This window comes from Enterobacter sp. JBIWA008 (assembly GCF_019968765.1).
GTDB lineage: Bacteria > Pseudomonadota > Gammaproteobacteria > Enterobacterales > Enterobacteriaceae > Enterobacter.
The window spans coordinates 2,608,102-2,627,022 of sequence record NZ_CP074149.1 but is presented as its reverse complement, the minus strand read 5'-3'; the positions used below and the strand labels follow the sequence as shown (position 1 = coordinate 2,627,022).

The 18,921-nt window shown below is 55.0% G+C and carries 18 protein-coding genes and 1 pseudogene; 13 read left to right on the top strand and 6 right to left on the bottom strand.

Annotation, left to right across the window (positions count from 1 at the left end; all coding sequences use genetic code 11):
- Positions 1–165: 165 nt before the first annotated feature.
- From KGP24_RS12710 to KGP24_RS12700, 3 genes and pseudogenes are all read left to right on the top strand, one after another.
- Positions 166–312, top strand: a pseudogene (locus KGP24_RS12710) (methyltransferase); the annotation flags it as partial.
- A 65-nt stretch (positions 313–377) separates the two neighbouring features.
- Positions 378–575: a hypothetical protein gene (locus KGP24_RS12705; protein ID WP_023312007.1), complete on the top strand. Its 198-nt coding sequence runs from the start codon at positions 378–380 to the stop codon at positions 573–575.
- A gap of 3 nt (positions 576–578) precedes the next feature.
- On the top strand, positions 579–1,001 hold the full coding sequence (locus KGP24_RS12700; RefSeq protein WP_223560678.1) for a GFA family protein: 423 nt from the start codon (positions 579–581) through the stop codon (positions 999–1,001).
- 330 nt (positions 1,002–1,331) lie between these two features.
- Here the strand turns inward: KGP24_RS12700 and ompC are convergent, their stop codons facing one another.
- Entirely contained in the window at positions 1,332–2,441 is a 1,110-nt protein-coding gene (gene ompC / locus KGP24_RS12695) for a porin OmpC (RefSeq protein WP_223560677.1), read from the bottom strand.
- A gap of 398 nt (positions 2,442–2,839) precedes the next feature.
- Complete coding sequence (gene nifJ / locus KGP24_RS12690; RefSeq protein ID WP_223560676.1) at positions 2,840–6,364, bottom strand: pyruvate:ferredoxin (flavodoxin) oxidoreductase; 3,525 nt, start codon at positions 6,362–6,364, stop codon at positions 2,840–2,842.
- 272 nt (positions 6,365–6,636) lie between these two features.
- Between nifJ and KGP24_RS12685 the strand changes: the two genes are divergently transcribed.
- Positions 6,637–6,903, top strand: a complete 267-nt coding sequence (locus tag KGP24_RS12685; RefSeq protein WP_023312003.1) for a DUF333 domain-containing protein — start codon at positions 6,637–6,639, stop codon at positions 6,901–6,903.
- Here the strand turns inward: KGP24_RS12685 and hslJ are convergent, their stop codons facing one another.
- The 4 genes from hslJ to KGP24_RS12665 all read right to left on the bottom strand — a co-directional run bounded on the left by hslJ (position 6,904) and on the right by KGP24_RS12665 (position 10,008).
- Positions 6,904–7,341, bottom strand: coding sequence for a heat shock protein HslJ (gene hslJ / locus KGP24_RS12680; RefSeq protein ID WP_223560675.1), 438 nt, complete (start codon positions 7,339–7,341; stop codon positions 6,904–6,906).
- Positions 7,342–7,469: 128 nt separating this feature from the next.
- Positions 7,470–7,598, bottom strand: a complete 129-nt coding sequence (locus KGP24_RS12675) for a DUF2474 domain-containing protein (protein WP_023618314.1) — start codon at positions 7,596–7,598, stop codon at positions 7,470–7,472.
- On the bottom strand, positions 7,598–8,608 hold the full coding sequence (cydB, locus tag KGP24_RS12670; RefSeq protein ID WP_223560674.1) for a cytochrome d ubiquinol oxidase subunit II: 1,011 nt from the start codon (positions 8,606–8,608) through the stop codon (positions 7,598–7,600). Before cydB ends, KGP24_RS12675 begins: the two co-directional genes overlap by 1 nt.
- Positions 8,608–10,008 carry a cytochrome ubiquinol oxidase subunit I gene (locus KGP24_RS12665; protein ID WP_223560673.1) on the bottom strand — a complete coding sequence of 467 codons (1,401 nt, stop codon included), beginning with the start codon at positions 10,006–10,008 and terminating at the stop codon, positions 8,608–8,610. Before KGP24_RS12665 ends, cydB begins: the two co-directional genes overlap by 1 nt.
- Before the next feature lie 384 nt (positions 10,009–10,392).
- On the opposite strand from KGP24_RS12665, the gene KGP24_RS12660 reads away from it, so the two are divergent.
- The 9 genes from KGP24_RS12660 (at position 10,393) to KGP24_RS12620 (ending at position 18,910) form a co-directional block, all read left to right on the top strand.
- Entirely contained in the window at positions 10,393–10,581 is a 189-nt protein-coding gene (locus tag KGP24_RS12660) for a cold-shock protein (RefSeq protein WP_223560672.1), read from the top strand.
- Positions 10,582–10,663: 82 nt separating this feature from the next.
- Entirely contained in the window at positions 10,664–12,073 is a 1,410-nt protein-coding gene (locus tag KGP24_RS12655) for a PLP-dependent aminotransferase family protein (RefSeq protein ID WP_223560671.1), read from the top strand.
- Positions 12,074–12,344: 271 nt separating this feature from the next.
- Positions 12,345–13,490: a putative ABC transporter substrate-binding protein YdcS gene (gene ydcS / locus KGP24_RS12650; protein ID WP_223560670.1), complete on the top strand. Its 1,146-nt coding sequence runs from the start codon at positions 12,345–12,347 to the stop codon at positions 13,488–13,490.
- A 17-nt stretch (positions 13,491–13,507) separates the two neighbouring features.
- Positions 13,508–14,521, top strand: coding sequence for an ABC transporter ATP-binding protein (locus tag KGP24_RS12645; protein WP_223560669.1), 1,014 nt, complete (start codon positions 13,508–13,510; stop codon positions 14,519–14,521).
- A 1-nt stretch (position 14,522) separates the two neighbouring features.
- On the top strand, positions 14,523–15,467 hold the full coding sequence (locus tag KGP24_RS12640; RefSeq protein ID WP_223560668.1) for an ABC transporter permease: 945 nt from the start codon (positions 14,523–14,525) through the stop codon (positions 15,465–15,467).
- On the top strand, positions 15,457–16,263 hold the full coding sequence (locus KGP24_RS12635; RefSeq protein ID WP_029741505.1) for an ABC transporter permease: 807 nt from the start codon (positions 15,457–15,459) through the stop codon (positions 16,261–16,263). Before KGP24_RS12640 ends, KGP24_RS12635 begins: the two co-directional genes overlap by 11 nt.
- A gap of 24 nt (positions 16,264–16,287) precedes the next feature.
- Positions 16,288–17,712: an aminobutyraldehyde dehydrogenase gene (patD, locus tag KGP24_RS12630; protein WP_223560667.1), complete on the top strand. Its 1,425-nt coding sequence runs from the start codon at positions 16,288–16,290 to the stop codon at positions 17,710–17,712.
- A 182-nt stretch (positions 17,713–17,894) separates the two neighbouring features.
- On the top strand, positions 17,895–18,068 hold the full coding sequence (locus KGP24_RS12625) for a GhoT/OrtT family toxin (protein ID WP_003856960.1): 174 nt from the start codon (positions 17,895–17,897) through the stop codon (positions 18,066–18,068).
- A gap of 86 nt (positions 18,069–18,154) precedes the next feature.
- On the top strand, positions 18,155–18,910 hold the full coding sequence (locus KGP24_RS12620) for an alpha/beta hydrolase (protein ID WP_223560666.1): 756 nt from the start codon (positions 18,155–18,157) through the stop codon (positions 18,908–18,910).
- The last annotated feature ends 11 nt before the right edge of the window (positions 18,911–18,921 follow it).

Below are 18,921 nucleotides of genomic sequence, written 5' to 3'. Positions count from 1 at the left end.
GTGGAATGTTTGTTTTGACAAGAATTTAAATGGCGTAGCAATCATGTTGAAGTTAATAGTTTCCGAGCGTGGCTAATCAAGTTGAGGAGTAAGTGGCCTCGTTTTTTTACGTATTTAAATAAACTGTATGCTAAACGGTACGAAACAGCCTAAGTAAACCTTTCTGACCTTCTTCTGTTAACAAGCTTTGATGGCGGGCGTGCCAGGACTGAGCTTGAGTATCAGATCTTGTTTGAACAGACCAATCTTAAGCTAAACAAAATAATAGACACCCGTTCGTATCTGTCGATTTTAGAGGTCGTACCTGTCTAAACGTGTCCGTCATTTCGTTTTAGCGTATTCCTGCTACGCTTGTTTGTTGTACCAGGAGCATGAATATGAAAAACAAAGACGAACAAACCGGATTAGTGGGGCTGGCGATTGGGGCCGCCGTTATTGGGCTGGTTTCAGCGCAGAAACCGATTCATCGCAACAGTATTGTGGATGAACTTGTCAGACTCGGCAGGCAAAAAGGCGATGGCGTAGAAGACGAGGTTTTTGTTAAAGCGGCCGAGCTGGTGAGAAAAGGGGTATAGCCCATGTCTGAAAGACGAAATGCGAGGTGCCATTGCGGCGCGGTGGCATTCACCGTTGAGCTCACTGATGGCCTGAACACCGCGCGGCGCTGCAGCTGTTCCTTTTGTCGAATGCGAGGCGCGGTCGTCGTCTCTGCGCCGCTATCGGGGATTACGGTGACCAAAGGTGAGGATAAGCTCGCCGAGTACCGCTTTAACACGGGAACGGCACGCCATTTCTTCTGCTCGGTGTGCGGGATCTACACGTTCCATCAGCGGCGTTCTAACCCAAACGAATACGGCGTGAATGTCGCCTGTTTTGAAAACGTTTCACCTTTTGATTTTCCAGAGGTGAAGGTGATGGACGGCGTTAACCATCCCATGGATGGGGAAAGTGGAGTATTCGGATATCTCACTTTTCGCGAGAACGAGGAAGGGCAGGCGTGACTGCCGCCTCAGCCTGGCACCGGTAATGCTGGTGGCTTTTTGTTTCCAGGGAACATGGTTAACTGCCATCAAGATGGTTTAACAGCGCGCCGAGATGCCCGACAATATCATTAAAATCAAAAATTAACGCCATCCACAGCAATGCTAAAAGGGTAAGTACGGTAAGGGATATACGACCAAACAATGCTGTTATCCTTAGTAACTAAAGGGCTATCACCTGAGTTTAACCTGCTTTCTTTCAACTTACCCTCAACCAAACCCTTTATTAAACAGCCTTTCGTGACGAGCTTCAATAAAAGCGAGCCCGCATCATGATGCGGGCTCTGACAATCAGAACTGGTAAACCAGACCTAACGCTACGACATCATCCGTACCGATGCCGTTGTTTTTGTAGAAGCTGTCATCTTCATCCAGCAGGTTGATTTTGTAATCAACGTAGGTGGACATGTTTTTATTGAAGTAGTAGGTCGCGCCTACGTCAGCGTACTTAACCAGATCCTGATCGCCCTGACCGTTGCCCAGGTCCTTACCTTTAGACTGCAGATAGGAAATAGCAGGACGCAGGCCGAAGTCGAACTGGTACTGCGCGGTCACTTCAAAGTTCTGGGTTTTATTCGCTACGGCGTCAGTATTATCACCATACGGTGTCATATTGCGGGTTTCAGAGTACATTGCCGCCAGATAGATGTTATTGGCGTCATATTTCAGACCAGCAGTCCACGCATCAGCTTTGTCACCACCCGCAGTGGTGTTCATGACCTGCTCGTTGGTGCGGTCAGAAGAGGTGTAGGCCGCACCCGCAGTAATCCCCATGCCAAAGTCATAGGTGGTAGAAATACCGAAGCCGTCACCGTTCTCGTGACGCGTGTCGCGACCGTTGTTGGTGCCTTCCTGATTGTTGCTGGCATCTTCATTTTTGCCCTGATACTGCAGAGCAAAGTTCAGGCCCTGCACCAGACCATAGAAGTCGGTGTTACGGTAGGTTGCCACGCCGTTGGCGCGGCTGGTCATGAAGTTGTCGGCTTTGCTGTAGGAGTCGCCACCAAACTCAGGCAGCATATCGGTCCAGCCTTCCACGTCGTACAGCACGCCGTAGTTACGGCCATAATCGAAGGAGCCGTAGTCGCCCACTTTGACACCAGCGAAGGCCAGACGCGTCCAGGACTGATTATCAGACCCTTCCGTGTTATTAGCCTGAATATTGTATTCCCACTGTGCGTAACCGGTCATCATGTCGTTGATCTGGGTTTCGCCTTTGAAGCCCAGACGCATGTACGTTTGATCGCCGTCAGCGCCTTTATCGTCGGAGAAATAGTGCAGACCATCTACTTTTCCGTACAGATCTAATTTGTTGCCGTCTTTATTATAAATCTCTGCGGCATGAGTTGCGCCAGCCATTAACAGAGCCGGAATCATCAGGGCCAGTACTTTTCTTTGCATTTTGATATTCCTTTGTGGTTGTTTTTATTTGATTACCTGTTGAACTTTCAGAATGAGAAAGTTGTCTCATGCTAAATCACTCCTGTGTAAGAGTAATAAAGTATAATTGTTACGAATCAAGTAAAATCTATACCGAATAAATCAGCGGAAATAGTCATTGGCTGTATGAATGATTTAAAAGTAAGTATATTAAATTAAAATTATTAATCAGGCGTTAATTATGGTGGTTTTGATGGTCTTATATGCTTTTAAGATAATTAATCAATAATTAACATGAATGTTATTAAGTAAAGTAAATAGATATTCATTGATTATATTGATTATCTGGATCCGCCCGGTGTGAATACGCCGGGCTTTTTTATGGTGAAAAAAATGCCCGGACAAGCCGGGCAGAGGTACTAGTCGCTGGTCGGTTTTTCGGCTTTACCCGCCATTTGCGCCAGGAAGTCATAACGTTTTTGCAGGTCAGCAGCGGCATCTTTCCAGAGCTGTTCGGCCACTTCCGGCTGCTGCGCGTTAAGGCGACGGAAGCGCTGCTCCTGCATTAACGTCTCGGCCAGGGCATCGGACGGCGGACGCGAATCCAGCGCCAGCGGTAATTTACCCTCGTCAGCACGACGCGGGTCGAACCGGTACAACGGCCAGAAGCCGGTCGCGGTCAACTGACGCATCTGGTCGTGGCTGAGTGCCAGATCGTAGCCATGCTCTTCGCAAGGGCTGTAGGCAATGATCAGCGACGGGCCAGGATACGCTTCAGCTTCCTGGATCGCTTTTACCGTCTGGTTAAGCTGGGCACCCAGCGAGATTTGCGCGACGTAAACGTGACCATACATCATCATGCTTACACCGAGATCTTTGCGCGCCTTGCGTTTACCGTGTTCGCCGAATTTCGTCACAGCGCCTAACGGCGTTGCTTTCGAGGCCTGACCACCGGTGTTGGAATAACACTGCGTATCCAGAACCAGGATATTGACGTTTTCGGTCAGGCTTAACACGTGATCCAGTCCGCCAAAGCCGATGTCGTAAGCCCAGCCGTCACCGCCGATCAGCCAGATTGATTTTTCAACCAGCGCGTCCGCGTCGGTCAGCAGCTGTTCAGCGCCCGCCACGCCCTGAAGCATCTGACGCAGCTCAGCTACCTGCTCACGACGTACCTCTGGCGTCGCGTCAGCGTGAAGCGCTTCATTGAGCCCGGCAGGGATCTGTCCGGCAAACTGTTCCAGCAGGCGCATCACGCGTGCGCGGTGCTGGTCAACGGTCAGGCGGAAGCCCAGACCAAATTCGGCGTTGTCTTCGAACAGCGAGTTTGCCCACGCGGGACCGCGACCGTTGGCATCGGTGGTGTACGGCGTGGAGGGCAGGTTACCGCCATAGATAGACGAACAGCCGGTAGCGTTGGCAATCAGCATCCTGTCACCGTACAGCTGGGTAAGCAGCTTGATATACGGTGTTTCACCGCAGCCTGAGCAGGCACCGGAGTATTCAAACAGCGGCGTAATCAGCTGCGAGGTACGAATATCAATGCGCTCCAGTTTGCTGCGATCGATTTCCGGCAGATTCAGGAAGAAATCATAATTGACCTTCTCCTCTTCAACATGCTCCAGACGCGACATCATGTTGATGGCTTTGATCTCTGGATCCTGCCTGTCTTTCGCCGGACAGACCTCGACGCACAGGTTACAGCCGGTGCAATCTTCAGGCGCGACCTGCAGAACGTATTTCTGTCCGCGCATATCGCGGGATTTCACATCAAGCGAATGCAGGCTGGGCGGGGCGGATTCCATCTCTTCCGGTGAAACCACTTTGGCACGAATGGCAGAATGCGGGCATGCCGCAACGCAGTGGTTGCACTGGGTACACAGCTCTTCTTTCCAGATAGGGATCGCTTCGGCAATGTTACGTTTTTCCCAGCGGGTGGTACCCATCGGCCAGGTGCCATCCGGCGGCAGCGCAGAGACGGGCAGGGCATCCCCCAGACCTGCCAGCATCGCCGCCGTCACGGTCTTCACGAAATCAGGTGCCGCATCGGAGACCACCGGAGGGCGGTTTGGGCTTGCGGCATTGACCGGCTGCAGCGGTACTTCAAACAGCGACTCGCGCGCCAGCGCCAGCGCCTGCCAGTTACGTTCGACCAGCTCCTGGCCCTTGCTGCTGTAGCTTTTGGCAATCGCACCCTGCAGTTCCGCCAGCGCGCTGTCGCCCGGCAGGATATTCGTCAGATGGAAGAAGGCCATCTGCATAACGGTATTGATACGCGCGGCAAGGCCACATTCGCGAGCAATTTTCGCCGCGTTGACCACGTAGAAACGGGCTTTTTTCTGGTTCAGCACCGCCTGAACTTCCTGCGGCAGGCGCGACCAGACTTCATCTGCGCTGTACGGCGTATTGAGGAGGAAAATACCGCCGGGCTTCAGGCGCTCGGCCATCTGGTATTTATCGATAAACTGCAGCTGGTGACAGCCAACAAAATCGGCCTGAGAAATAAGATACGCAGAGCGGATGGGCTGTTCGCTCACGCGCAGGTGGGAAACGGTCAGGCCGCCTGCTTTTTTGGAGTCGTAAACGAAGTACCCCTGGGCGTACCACGGCGTGGAGTTCCCGATGATTTTGATGTTGTTTTTGGTCGCAGAGACGCTACCGTCGCTGCCCAGACCATAGAACAGAGCCTCAAGTTTGGCTGTCGAGGGCAAGGTGTTTTCCGGCAACGACAGGGACAGATTCGTCACATCATCATAAATGCCGACGGTAAAGCGCGGCCTGGGTTTCGCTTCGCTTAACTCGTTGAATACCGCCAGCACGCAGTCCGGACCAAACTCTTTAGAGGACAAACCATAGCGCCCCCCGATCACGCGCGGCAGCGTTTCACGTTCGCCATGATTAAAGGCTTCGGCCAGGGCCGTCATCACATCCAGATACAGCGGTTCCGCCTGCGCCCCCGGCTCTTTGGTACGATCGAGCACCGCAACGGTACGCGCGCTCTCCGGCAGGGCAGAGAGCAGGTGTTTCGCCGAGAACGGGCGATAGAGACGCACTTTTAGCACGCCAACTTTTTCGCCGCGCGTCAGCAGTTCGTCAACCACCTCTTCACAGGTCCCAATGGCTGACCCCATCAGCACAATCACCCGTTCCGCCTGCGGATGGCCGTAATACTCAAAGGGTTTGTATTCCCGACCGGTCGCGGCGGCGAAGTCATTCATTGCCTGTTCAACATGGTCGTAAACCGCGTTATACCAGGGGTTCGTGGCCTCGCGGGACTGGAAATAAGTATCCGGGTTTGCCGATGTCCCGCGAATAACCGGGTGTTCAGGATTCAGAGCCCGGGCGCGATGCGCGTCGATTTCCGCCTGCGGGAGAAGATTCAGGATAGTATCGTCAGCCAGCGGGACGATTTTATTGATTTCGTGAGAGGTGCGGAAACCATCAAAGAAGTGAATAAACGGCACGCGGCTTTTGAGCGTGGCGATATGGGAAATTAAGGCAAAGTCCTGGGCTTCCTGAACGCTGCTGGCGCAAAGCATCGCACAGCCGGTCTGGCGCACGGCCATCACGTCTGAGTGATCGCCAAAGATAGAGAGCGCGTGGGTAGCAACGGTACGCGCAGCAACGTGCAGAACGAAGGGGGTCAGTTGACCGGCGAGTTTGTACAGCGTAGGGATCATTAACAGCAATCCCTGAGAGGAGGTAAACGACGTGGAAAGCGCGCCGGTCTGAAGCGCACCGTGTACCGTGGCAATCGCACCGGCTTCAGACTGCATTTCAACCACTCTCGGGACATCGCCCCAGACGTTTTTTAACCCGTTACCCGCCCAGGCATCCGCCTGCTCGGCCATGGTAGAACTTGGCGTAATCGGGTAGATGGCGATAACTTCACTGGTGCGAAACGCGACTGAGGCAACTGCACCATTACCGTCAATAGTTTGCATAGGACAACACCCTTACATTGCGCAAAAAAATAGGGGTCTGTATTACGGCAACAAACCCTGAATATTATCTGTGTATTCTAGCAAACGAGGGATTTTACGATTTTCGCTTTTGTGTCCTTGCTATTCTCTCCATCAATGAGTAGATCAAACTTTTGGCGAAAAAATTGCGAGAAATTGTTTCCGGAGCGCATAAATACGCACTTCTGCTCTCGACGACACGGGATGTGATGCCTATTATGCATAGGTTTCGCATTATTCATGGGGGAGAGAGCATGCGCTCAGCATTTTGGGTAGGGTGTGCCGCGTTATTGTTGTCGGCATGTAGCAGTGAACCAGTCCAGCAGGCAACGGCAGCCCACGTGGCGCCGGGAATGAAAGCGGCGATGTCCAGTTCTGGTCAAGCCAACTGCGCAATGATTGGCGGCTCGCTGTCTGTCGCCCGCCAGCTTGATGGTTCTGCTATTGGGATGTGCGCCTTGCCAAACGGCAAACGCTGTAGCGAACAGTCGCTTGCCGTTGGAAGCTGCGGTAACTACTGATTATTCTACACGCTTAAACATCAGCGTTTTATCGGCTGTCGCCAGCGTTAACTGGTCCTCAGTCAGGTCGACCTGCGCCCCTTTGCGCAGCATGTCGCCGATGGCCTGATCCAACTCATTCAGCTGCGGTTCAGTGCAGAGCTTGCGCGTCATGGCCAGCGTTTTAACCTTAAGCTCGCCTTCGGACAATTTTCCCTGTCCGTTGAAGCGATTACACATCTGGCCAGAAACGCTGATGTTATTCACCAGGCTGATATCTGGCAGCGCGCTAAAACCGATCTCAGGTTGCATTGTCGCGGTCTTCACGGCCTTACCGTTTACATTTTCCAGCACAAAGCGGTGGTTTTTAAGTTGCTCCGGCTGAACGGAGGCTTTACCCGGATTAACGCAGCCGGTAAGGACAAGACTAATAACGCTTAACGCAATGAGCTTTTTCATTTTGCTTCTCAAATTATAAATACCGTGAATCTTTTCCTAGTGTAACGATACTCTGACCTGCGTTAATGGGGTTTATCTGAAAGTGCGGGGGTAGGTACCGGGCAACGCAGCGGTTGCCCGGAATGACGTTAATGTGATTTAAACCCTGCCGCCGTCATCAGCATACGGAAGAGCATACTGACCGCAGCCAGCGCCAGTACGCTGCCGCCCCAGATAATGGCCAGCCACAGCAATTTTTTCCAGACCGGTTGTTGCATCAGTGATAACCCTCCCCATGCTGAACTTTGCCGCGAAACACGTAGTAGCTCCAGAAGGTGTAGACCAGAATAACGGGAATGATCAACAGCGCGCCCACCAGCATAAAGCCCTGGCTTTGCGTCGGGGCGGCGGCCTGCCACAGGGTGATCGACGGTGGAATAATATGCGGCCATATGCTGATCCCAAGCCCGCTAAAGCCGAGGAATATCAGCCCCAGCGTCAGGATAAACGGACGGCTATGGCTGTCGGGATTATTCAGGCAGCGCCACTGGTAGAGGCTAAAAATCACCACCAGGGCAGGGACAGGCAGCAGATAGAACAGATTCGGCAGCGTAAACCAGCGCGCAGCGATGGCCGGTTGCGCCAGCGGCGTCCAGAGGCTGATCGCCGCAATAAACGCCAGCAGTACGATTAACAGCGTTTTCGACACATCACGCATCCGCTGCTGCAGCGCGTTTTCGCTTTTCATCACCAACCAGGTAGAGCCTAACAGCGCGTAGGCCACCACCAGACCCGCGCCGCAAAACAGGTTAAACGCGGTAAACCAGTCAAAGGGTCCGCCGGTATAGGCCCGGCCGGTGACGGCAAAACCGTTAATGACGGCGCCTACCGTCACGCCCTGGGTAAACGTTGCCAGAATTGAGCCGCCAATAAACGCCTTATCCCAGAAGGGGCGGTGGGCCGGCGTGGCTTTAAAGCGAAACTCAAATGCTACACCGCGGAAAATAAGTCCGATCAGCATTAATGTTAGCGGAATGGTCAGGGCATCAACGATCACCGCATAGGCCAGCGGGAATGCGCCGAACAGGGCGGCACCGCCTAGCACCAGCCAGGTTTCATTTCCGTCCCAGACCGGCGCGACGCTGTTGACCATCACGTCGCGATCGTCGGCGTCCTGCGTTGCCGGGAACAGAATACCGATCCCCAGATCAAAACCGTCCATCACGATATACATCAGCGTGGCAAAGACGATGATCACAAACCAGATAATGGAAAGATCGATACCCATTATGGCTGCTCCTTATGTTCAGTTGTGACGGCAGAAAGCGGGCGCGCCGGACGTCCGTCGGACTCGGTGGCGAAAGACTCATGCGGCTGCGGGCCTTTTCGGATGAGGCGCACCATATAGCTGTAACCCACGCCGAATACCGAGGTATAGACGACGAAGAAGGCCAGCAGGCTCACGCTCATGTGCAGGTCACCGTGAGCAGAAACCGCATCCTTCGTTCGCTGGAGTCCGTAGACCACCCACGGCTGGCGGCCCACTTCGGTGGTGATCCACCCGGCCAGAATAGCAATCAGCCCGGATGGCCCCATCAGCAGCGTAAACCACAGGAAAGGGCGCGACGAATAAACGCGTTTTTTATAGCGCAGCCAGAGTGCCATCACCCCGAGCAGCAGCATCAGCATGCCCAGGCCCGCCATAATGCGGAATGACCAGAAGACGATAGTGGAATTCGGTCGGTCTTCCTTCGGAAACTCTTTGAGGGCCGGAACCTGTTTATCCAGACTGTGCGTCAGAATAAGACTGCCGAGTGCGGGGATCTCCAGCCCAAAGCGGGTGCGCTCCTGTTCCATATCCGGCCAGCCAAACAGCAGCAGGGGGGTAGGCTCACCCGGAGGATTTTCCCAGTGGCCTTCAATGGCGGCAATCTTGGCGGGCTGGTGTTTTAAGGTGTTCAACCCGTGCATATCGCCAACCATGGCCTGGATGGGGGCGACAATTAGCGTCATCCACAGCGCCATCGAAAACATCGCGCGGATGGCAGGGGTATTATTGCCGCGCAGCAGATGCCATGCCGCCGATGCGCCCACAAACAGGGCGCTGCTCAGGAATGCGGCTATCGACATATGCAGCAGGCGGTAAGGGAAGGAGGGATTAAACACCACGGCGAACCAGTCCACCGGCACCACCTGACCGTTGACGATCTCATAGCCCTGCGGGGTTTGCATCCAGCTGTTCGACGAGAGGATCCAGAAGGTGGAGATGATGGTGCCCAGCGCCACCATACAGGTAGAGAAGAAGTGCAGACCCGGTCCGACTTTGTTCCATCCGAACAGCATCACGCCGAGGAACCCGGCTTCGAGGAAGAAGGCGGTTAGCACTTCATAGGTCAGCAGCGGACCGGTAATGCTGCCCGCAAACTGTGAAAATCCACTCCAGTTGGTGCCAAACTGGTAGGCCATCACCAGCCCGGAGACCACGCCCATGCCGAAGTTGACGGCAAAAATCTTCGACCAGAAATGGTACAGCGAGCGCCAGACCGGATTTTTTGTTTTCAGCCACAGCCCTTCGAGTACGGCAAGATAGCTTGCCAGGCCGATGGTGATGGCGGGGAAAATAATGTGAAAGGATACGGTAAAGGCAAACTGTATCCGTGCAAGGTGAAAAGCATCTAAACCAAACATGCACAACCTCAATGTCAAACGGTGTGCTGTTATGGTATAGGGGCAAAGTTCGGACTATCAGACGCAGAAAAGTGATTTTTAACCATAACAGTTGGCTTAAAACTCATACTTTAGCCATCTGATATACCTCGAGGATGAGGAATAAAAACAGTATTTTTATGAATTTTCTGCATAAAACTGCTTGCCTTGTCGTCTGTGCCGTGCGTTAATGGTCTTCTGGTTTTGAGTCCAAATAAATATCTGACGTAGTTTTATAAAGCAGTTCTCATCACGTTGTGCCTCTCCGCAGCCTCTCTTGGGTCTTTATCTACATTCCGATTCGTTTTGTTTAAAACCATTATTGCCCTATCGGCCCATTAGTAATTTATGTTTCAGGAGAATTCTATGACTTCTTATATTCATTTTCGCTGCCCATGCTGTCATGGCTCGCAGTACCGTACCTCAGTCTTCGATGTGTCTGAGAAAAATCCACTCGGCGCGAAATGCATTTTTTGCAAATCGTCGATGATCACGCTCGATCATCTGGCCGCAGCGCGTCACGCGCAAAGCCACGTTACCGAGTACCGTAAGTAATTCATTTTAGAAACTATAACAGTTAGCTAAATCTTCACTTTTTCTCCTGCTGATATACACTGTCGGTTATAAGGAGAATCTGATGAAAAAATACCAGCGTCTGGCGCAACAAATTATCTCGCAGATTGAGCTTGGCGTATGGCTGCCGGGCGATAAGCTGCCTTCGCTGCGAGAGCAGGTGGCGAGCAGCGGCATGAGTTTTATGACCGTTGGCCACGCGTATCAGATGCTGGAAAGTCAGGGGCGCATTGTCGCCAGACCGCAGTCGGGCTATTACGTTGCCTCGCGCCCGACCGCACAACAGCCTGCTCCACCTGCCCAGGTGATGCGTGACGAAGTGGTGGATATTAACACCTACATCTTCGACGTCTTACAGGCCAGCCGCGACCCGTCCGTTGTCCCTTTTGCCTCCGCATTTCCCGACCCCCGGCTTTTCCCGCTTCAGCAGCTTAACCGCTCGCTGGCTAACGTCAGTAAAACCGCGACGGCGATGAGCGTGATTGAGAACCTGCCGCCGGGAAACGTCGATCTTCGCCACGCCATTGCCCGTCGCTACGCGCAGCAGGGGATGAACATCTCCCCGGAAGAGATCGTGATCACCGCAGGCGCGCTTGAAGCGCTCAATCTCAGCCTGCAGGCCGTGACCGAGCCGGGCGACTGGGTGATCGTCGAAAACCCGTGTTTCTACGGCGCGCTGCAGGCGCTGGAACGCCTGAAACTCAAAGCGTTGTCGATTGCGACGGATGTCCGCGAGGGGATTGACCTGAATGCCCTTGAACAGGCGCTGAATGAGTACCCGGTTAAAGCCTGCTGGATCATGACCAACAGTCAAAACCCGCTTGGCTTCACGCTGAACGCGGAGAAAAAGGCGCAGCTTGTCGCGCTGTTAACGCAGCACAATGTCCCCCTTATTGAAGACGATGTCTACAGCGAGCTCTATTTTGGCCGCGAAAAGCCGCTTCCGGCGAAAGCGTGGGATCGCCAGGACATGACGCTGCACTGCTCGTCCTTTTCAAAATGTCTGGTGGCCGGTTTTCGCATCGGCTGGGTCGCGGCAGGAAAACACGCGCGACGCATTCAGCAGCTGCAGCTGATGAGCACGCTCTCCACCAGCTCTCCTGTGCAGCTGGCGCTGGTGGATTACCTGGCGACTAAACGCTACGACGCCCATCTGCGCCGCCTGCGGCGTACGCTCGCCGAGCGAAAGCAGCAGGCCTGGCAGTCACTTTTGCGCCATATGCCTGCCGGCGTCAAAATCCACCATAACGACAGCGGCTACTTTTTATGGCTGGAGCTTCCGGCGCAGCTGGATGCGGGGCTGCTCAGCGAAAAAGCCTTAACGCACCACATCAGCATTGCCCCCGGAAAGATGTTTTCTACCTCCGACGCGTGGACGCCGTTCTTCCGATTTAATACCTCCTGGGCCTGGGGAGAGCGAGAAGAGCAGGCGGTTGTTCAGTTAGGAAAATTAATTAGCGCGATGCTGGAATAATCTTTTCTCCGTTATTTAAATAATCAATTCTTATCCTGATGACGGCACGGCGAATATTTCGCGGTGCCCGGTCATAGGAAATCTGCATACCGTCTCTCGCGGCTAACTCCTTGTCTATAATCCAGTTAACGGGGAATGCGCCCTCGGTCACACCTTGATGAAATTTCCTGAAGCCGTACGGTGCGGCGCATTTGCGCGGTCTACGTTTAATAAGGGAGATATTTTTACGGCACGGCTGCCGCTAAATTTCATTGCGACAGGAGTAACTCTTATGAGCAAACATTTTGCCCGCAGCAGCCTGTGCGCGCTCGGCATGACTATCATGACAGCGCAAGCCGCAGAACCACCAAAGGCCATTGGCGACGGCGAAGGTCGACTGGATATTATCGCCTGGCCGGGATACATCGAGCGGGGTCAGACGGATAAAAACTACGACTGGGTCACCCAGTTTGAAAAAGAGACCGGGTGTGCGGTCAACGTCAAGACGGCGGCCACGTCGGATGAAATGGTCAGCCTGATGGCGAAAGGGGGCTATGACCTTGTCACCGCCTCGGGTGATGCCTCCCTGCGCCTGATCATGGGGAAACGCGTTCAGCCTATTAACCCCGACCTCATTCCCAACTGGAAAACCCTCGACGCGCGGATTGTGAAAGGGGAATGGTTTAACGTCGGCGGGAAAGTCTACGGCACGCCGTATCAGTGGGGGCCAAACCTGCTGATGTACAACACCAAAACCTTCCCGACGCCACCGGACAGCTGGAGCGTGGTCTTTACCAAACAGGATCTGCCGGACGGTAAAACCAATCAGGGACGCGTGCAGGCATACGACGGCCCGATTTATATCGCCGATGCCGCGCTGTTCGTCAAAGCCACGCAGCCTCAGCTGGGTATTAAAGATCCGTACCAGCTCAATGAGGAACAGTATGCCGCCGTGCTCAAGGTGCTTCGCGATCAGCACGCGCTGATCCACCGCTACTGGCATGACACCACCGTTCAGATGAGCGACTTCAAAAACGAAGGCGTCGTGGCCTCCAGCGCCTGGCCGTATCAGGCGAATGCCCTGAAGGCCGAAAACCAGCCCGTTGCCACCGTCTTCCCGAAGGAGGGAGTGACCGGCTGGGCGGACACCACCATGCTGCACGCGCAGGCAAAACACCCGATGTGCGCCTACAAGTGGATGAACTGGTCGCTGACGCCGAAAGTGCAGGGCGATCTGGCGGCATGGTTTGGCTCCCTGCCCGTGGTTGCGCAAGGGTGTAAGGCCAGCACGCTGCTGGGTGAGAAAGGCTGCGAAACAAACGGTTATAACGAGTTCGACAAAATCATGTTCTGGAAAACCCCCATCGCAGAAGGCGGCAAATTTGTCCCTTACAGCCGCTGGACGCAGGATTACATCGCCATCATGGGCGGTCGTTAATTGCCCGGGAGCAGAACATGACGTACGCGGTAGAGTTTAACAACGTTTCCCGTCTGTACGGCGACGTACGGGCGGTGGATGGGGTCACCATTGCTATTCGTGACGGAGAATTTTTCTCCATGCTGGGGCCTTCGGGCTCCGGCAAAACCACCTGCCTGCGTCTGATTGCCGGCTTTGAGCAGCTGTCAGGCGGCACGATTTCTATCTTCGGCAAAGAGGCGAGCGAACTGCCTCCCTGGGAGCGGGATGTGAACACCGTCTTTCAGGACTACGCGCTATTCCCGCATATGTCGATCCTCGACAATGTCGCTTACGGTTTGATGGTCAAAGGCATCGACAGGAAAAAACGCCATGCGCAGGCCCGTGATGCCCTGGAAAAAGTGGGCCTGAGCTTTGCCGTTGCCCGCAAGCCTTCGCAACTTTCCGGCGGTCAGCGGCAGCGTGTCGCCATCGCCCGGGCGTTGGTCAATGAGCCGCGCGTCCTGCTGCTGGACGAACCCCTGGGTGCGCTCGATCTCAAACTGCGTGAACAGATGCAGTTTGAACTGAAGAAGCTTCAGCAGGACCTGGGCATTACCTTTATTTTCGTCACCCACGATCAGGGCGAAGCGCTCTCCATGTCGGACCGGGTGGCGGTGTTCAATAACGGGCGCATCGAGCAGGTGGATACCCCACGCGATCTCTATATGCGTCCGCGCACGCCGTTTGTCGCCGGTTTTGTGGGCACATCCAACGTCTTTGATGCAGCACTTGCGCAGAGAATTTGCGGTATGGAAGGCAGCTATTCCCTGCGCCCGGAACATATTCGCCTGAATGAGGGCGGAGACGTTCAGGTTCAGGGCATCGTGCAGGCCGTTCAGTATCAGGGGGCGGCCACGCGGCTGGAGCTGAAGCTTGCCGATGGCGCCAAACTGCTGGTGAGCCAGGCTAATCTCAGTGAAGCCTCGCCGCTGAGCGGTATTGCGCCGGGGCAGGCGGTGATGGCGTCGTGGCCACGCGACGCGATGATCCGCCTGCACGAGGAGAGGTGAAATGTCTATGAGTGTCGCGCATCCTCCCGCCCCGCGCGGCCGCTTAAGCCGCATGACGGCGCTGTTCTGGCGTAAACCGTCGCTCGGCCTGTTCCTGCTTCTGCTTGCGCCGCTGATGTGGTTTGGCATCGTCTATTTAGGATCGTTGCTGACCCTGCTGTGGCAAGGTTTTTACACCTTTGACGATTTCACCATGGCCGTCACGCCGGATCTGACCCTGGCGAACATTCAGGCGCTTTTCAACCCGGCAAACTACGACATCATCCTGCGCACGTTAACCATGGCGATTGCGGTGACGATAGCCAGCGCCATCCTGGCATTCCCGATGGCCTGGTACATGGCGCGATACACCCGCGGCAAGTGGAAAGCGTTTTTCTATATCGCCGTGATGCTGCCAATGTGGGCGAGCTACATCGTCAAAGCCTACGCCTGGACGTTGCTGCTGGCGAAGGATGGGGTTGCGCAGTGGTTTCTCAAACACATGGGGCTGGAGCCGATCCTGACCTCACTCCTTACGCTCCCGGCGATTGGCGGCAACACCTTATCCACTTCCGGGCTGGGGCGTTTTCTGGTCTTCGTCTACATCTGGCTGCCGTTTATGATCCTGCCCGTCCAGGCGGCGCTGGAACGCCTTCCGGCCTCGCTACTGCAGGCCTCAGCCGACCTCGGCGCGCGTCCTCGCCAGACCTTTCGCTACGTCGTTCTGCCGCTGGCGATCCCGGGTATTGCCGCAGGTTCAATATTCACCTTTTCCCTGACGCTGGGGGATTTCATCGTTCCGCAGCTGGTGGGGCCTCCGGGGTACTTCATCGGTAATATGGTCTACTCACAGCAGGGCGCCATTGGCAATATGCCTATGGCCGCCGCGTTCACGCTGGTACCCATTGTGCTGATTTCACTCTATCTGGCGTTCGTGAAACGTCTGGGAGCATTCGATGCACTCTGAACGCGCACCGCTGTTTCTGAAAGTGGCAGCCTGGGGGGGCGTTATCTTCCTGCACTTCCCGCTGCTGATTATCGCGACCTACGCCTTTAATACCGAAGACGCGGCCTTCAGCTTTCCGCCGCAGGGGCTGACGCTGAAGTGGTTTAGCGTAGCGGCGGGGCGCGGCGATATTATTGAATCCGTGACGTTGTCACTTCAAATTGCGGCGCTATCCACCGCCATTGCCCTCGTGCTTGGCACGCTTGCTGCAGCGGCGCTGTGGCGAAGCGAGTTTTTTGGCAAGAATGCGATCTCACTTCTGCTGCTGTTGCCGATTGCGTTACCGGGGATCATTACCGGCCTGGCGCTGCTGACTGCATTCAAAACGATCGACCTTGAGCCTGGCTTTTTCACCATCGTAGTCGGACACGCCACCTTTTGCGTAGTGGTGGTGTTTAACAACGTGATTGCCCGGTTCAGACGCACCTCCTGGAGCCTGGTGGAAGCGTCGATGGATCTCGGGGCCGACGGATGGCAAACCTTCCGCTACGTGGTGCTGCCCAATCTGGGTTCCGCGCTGCTGGCCGGGGGAATGCTGGCGTTTGCCCTGTCGTTTGACGAGATAATCGTCACAACATTTACGGCGGGACACGAGCGAACGCTACCGCTGTGGTTGCTCAATCAGCTCGGCCGTCCGCGCGACGTGCCGGTCACCAACGTTGTAGCACTACTGGTGATGCTGGTGACAACTATCCCCATTCTGGGAGCCTGGTGGCTAACCCGCGACGGCGAGAACATCGCCGGCAGCGGGAAATAACAGTGAATTCAACAGGAAAATGCTATGCAAACACAACTGCTGATAGAGGGAAAACTGGTAACCGGAGAGGGAGAAAAACAGCCGGTCTATAACCCGGCCACTGGAGAGCTCCTGCTGGAGATTGCTGAGGCGTCAGCGGCTCAGGTCGACGCCGCGGTTCAGGCGGCCGACCATGCTTTTGTGGCGTGGGGACAAACAACGCCAAAAACCCGTGCCGAGTGCCTGCTGAAGCTGGCGGATGCGATTGAAGCGCATGGTGAGGAGTTTGCCCGGCTCGAATCCCTCAACTGCGGCAAGCCGCTGCACTGTGCTCTGGGTGATGAAATTCCGGCGGTGGTCGACGTTTTCCGTTTCTTCGCCGGGGCCGCCCGCTGTCTTAACGGGCTGGCCGCCGGGGAGTACCTTGACGGCCACACGTCGATGATCCGCCGGGATCCGGTGGGCGTGGTTGCCTCTATTGCCCCCTGGAACTATCCGTTGATGATGGCGGCATGGAAACTGGCCCCCGCGCTGGCGGCAGGGAACTGCGTGGTGATTAAGCCCTCAGAGATCACGCCGCTGACCGCGCTGAAGCTGGGAGAGCTGGCAAAAGATATCTTCCCGGCGGGCGTTCTGAACGTCCTGTTTGGCCGGGGGAAAACGGTGGGCGATCCGCTGACCGGGCATGAAAAAGTCCGTATGGTCTCGCTGACCGGTTCGATTGCGACCGGGGAACATATCATCGGCCATACGGCATCCTCCATTAAACGCACCCACATGGAGCTGGGCGGTAAAGCGCCGGTTATCGTCTTTGATGATGCCGACCTTGATGCGGTTGTCGAAGGGGTGCGGACGTTTGGTTTCTACAATGCCGGGCAGGACTGTACGGCGGCCTGCCGGATTTATGCCCAGAAGGGCATCTATGCCGCGCTGGTGGAAAAGCTGGGCGCAGCGGTCGCCAGCCTTAAAATGGGGGCGCCGGAGGATGCCTCTACCGAACTGGGACCGCTCAGCTCCGCCGCCCATCTTGCACGCGTCTGTCAGGCCGTCGATGAGGCGAAAGCGCTCGGCCATATCCGCGTTGTCACGGGCGGTAGCAAAGAAGAAGGGGCGGGATACTACTTCCAGCCAACCCTGCTGGCGGGGGCAAAACAGGACGATGCCATCGTTCAGCGCGAGGTGTTTGGCCCGGTGGTGAGCGTCACCGAGTTTGATGACGAGGCGCAGGTGCTGGCCTGGGCGAACGATTCGCAGTATGGCCTGGCGTCATCGGTCTGGACCAAAGACGTGGGCCGCGCCCATCGTCTGAGCGCGCGCCTGCAGTACGGCTGCACCTGGGTGAATACCCATTTTATGCTGGTTAGCGAAATGCCGCACGGCGGCATGAAATTATCCGGCTACGGCAAAGATATGTCGGTCTACGGGCTTGAGGATTATACGGTCGTACGGCATGTGATGATAAAACACTAATCCCGCTAGCCTGGTCGCATACGCGGCCAGGCGTTCCCCACGCCCGCCATGAGTGTTACGCAAGATACTCATTTGTTATTATCCGTAGTATTTAAGTGGTTATTCTGTAACGAAAAAACTTGATCTGTATCAACATATGACGCATATTGCGTGCGGTTATTTTTTCGGCTCTGGTATACAGAATGACGTTGTATCAAAAGATGTTGGTTTTTTACGCAATCATGGCTTCCATCTGCGCATTAATTACCTGGTTCCTCTCTAAAGACCGCAAACGTATCCGCCTGCTCAGTGCTTTTCTGGTGGGGTCAACCTGGCCAATGAGCTTTCCCGTTGCGCTGCTGATCTCGCTTTTCTGAAGCACGCTTCCATTTTTAAAAGATGAATATGGCATTCCAGATACGATAACTGTATAAATATACAGTGCATCGTAAAAGGAGTGCTTATGAACAGTTTTTACTCGCAGCAGGCCGGTTGCACCGTGCGCTGGCATGACTTGCCCGGCACCGGCGATCCCGTGGTGTTCATTCACGGGCTGGGCTGCGCCTCTTCCTATGAATATCCCCGTGTCGTTCATGACCCGCTGTTTGGCGCGCGCAGAGCGATTCTCATCGATTTGCCCGGCAGCGGCTACAGCGACAAACCAGAGCACTACAGCTATAAAACCACCGACCAGGCGCACGTCGTGGCGGAGCTGGTTGACCACCTTAAGCTGGATGCCTTCTGGTTATACGGGCACAGCATGGGCGGCAGCATTGCTATCGAAACGGCGGGGCTGCTGGCGTCGCGCGTGAAGGGGCTGATGGTGTCAGAGCCCAATTTTCATGCAGGTGGAGGGATGTTTAGCCGGTCGATTGCAGCGCAAACCGAGCTGCAGTTTCTGAACCAGGGCTATGACGCCATGCTCAGCGCGGAAAAAACGCCGTGGGCGGGGTGTCTGCAGAGCAATGCCGCTTATGCCGTCTGGCGCGGTGCATCGAGCCTGGTGGCGGGCGTTGAGCCGGAATGGGAAGCGCAGTTCCTGTCACTCCCTTGCCCGGTAACGTTGATTTTCGGCGAGCTGTCTCTTCCGGATGACGATGTAGATAATCTGAAGCAAAAGGGCGTCGAGGTGAAAATCATTCCTGCGGCAGGGCATTCAATGTCGTGGGAAAATCCCTCAGCGCTGGCGCAGACGCTCGTGGAGTGTATGGCGCGGTGAAAATGGCCCGC

Bases quoted from the DNA above. Each gene is read 5' to 3' on its own strand.
- KGP24_RS12705 (WP_023312007.1), top strand. From the start codon at position 378: ATGAAAAACAAAGACGAACAAACCGGATTAGTGGGGCTGGCGATTGGG.
- KGP24_RS12700 (WP_223560678.1), top strand. From the start codon at position 579: ATGTCTGAAAGACGAAATGCGAGGTGCCATTGCGGCGCGGTGGCATTC.
- ompC (WP_223560677.1), bottom strand. From the start codon at position 2,441: ATGCAAAGAAAAGTACTGGCCCTGATGATTCCGGCTCTGTTAATGGCT.
- nifJ (WP_223560676.1), bottom strand. From the start codon at position 6,364: ATGCAAACTATTGACGGTAATGGTGCAGTTGCCTCAGTCGCGTTTCGC.
- KGP24_RS12685 (WP_023312003.1), top strand. From the start codon at position 6,637: ATGCGCTCAGCATTTTGGGTAGGGTGTGCCGCGTTATTGTTGTCGGCA.
- hslJ (WP_223560675.1), bottom strand. From the start codon at position 7,341: ATGAAAAAGCTCATTGCGTTAAGCGTTATTAGTCTTGTCCTTACCGGC.
- KGP24_RS12675 (WP_023618314.1), bottom strand. From the start codon at position 7,598: ATGCAACAACCGGTCTGGAAAAAATTGCTGTGGCTGGCCATTATCTGG.
- cydB (WP_223560674.1), bottom strand. From the start codon at position 8,608: ATGGGTATCGATCTTTCCATTATCTGGTTTGTGATCATCGTCTTTGCC.
- KGP24_RS12665 (WP_223560673.1), bottom strand. From the start codon at position 10,008: ATGTTTGGTTTAGATGCTTTTCACCTTGCACGGATACAGTTTGCCTTT.
- KGP24_RS12660 (WP_223560672.1), top strand. From the start codon at position 10,393: ATGACTTCTTATATTCATTTTCGCTGCCCATGCTGTCATGGCTCGCAG.
- KGP24_RS12655 (WP_223560671.1), top strand. From the start codon at position 10,664: ATGAAAAAATACCAGCGTCTGGCGCAACAAATTATCTCGCAGATTGAG.
- ydcS (WP_223560670.1), top strand. From the start codon at position 12,345: ATGAGCAAACATTTTGCCCGCAGCAGCCTGTGCGCGCTCGGCATGACT.
- KGP24_RS12645 (WP_223560669.1), top strand. From the start codon at position 13,508: ATGACGTACGCGGTAGAGTTTAACAACGTTTCCCGTCTGTACGGCGAC.
- KGP24_RS12640 (WP_223560668.1), top strand. From the start codon at position 14,523: ATGTCTATGAGTGTCGCGCATCCTCCCGCCCCGCGCGGCCGCTTAAGC.
- KGP24_RS12635 (WP_029741505.1), top strand. From the start codon at position 15,457: ATGCACTCTGAACGCGCACCGCTGTTTCTGAAAGTGGCAGCCTGGGGG.
- patD (WP_223560667.1), top strand. From the start codon at position 16,288: ATGCAAACACAACTGCTGATAGAGGGAAAACTGGTAACCGGAGAGGGA.
- KGP24_RS12625 (WP_003856960.1), top strand. From the start codon at position 17,895: ATGACGTTGTATCAAAAGATGTTGGTTTTTTACGCAATCATGGCTTCC.
- KGP24_RS12620 (WP_223560666.1), top strand. From the start codon at position 18,155: ATGAACAGTTTTTACTCGCAGCAGGCCGGTTGCACCGTGCGCTGGCAT.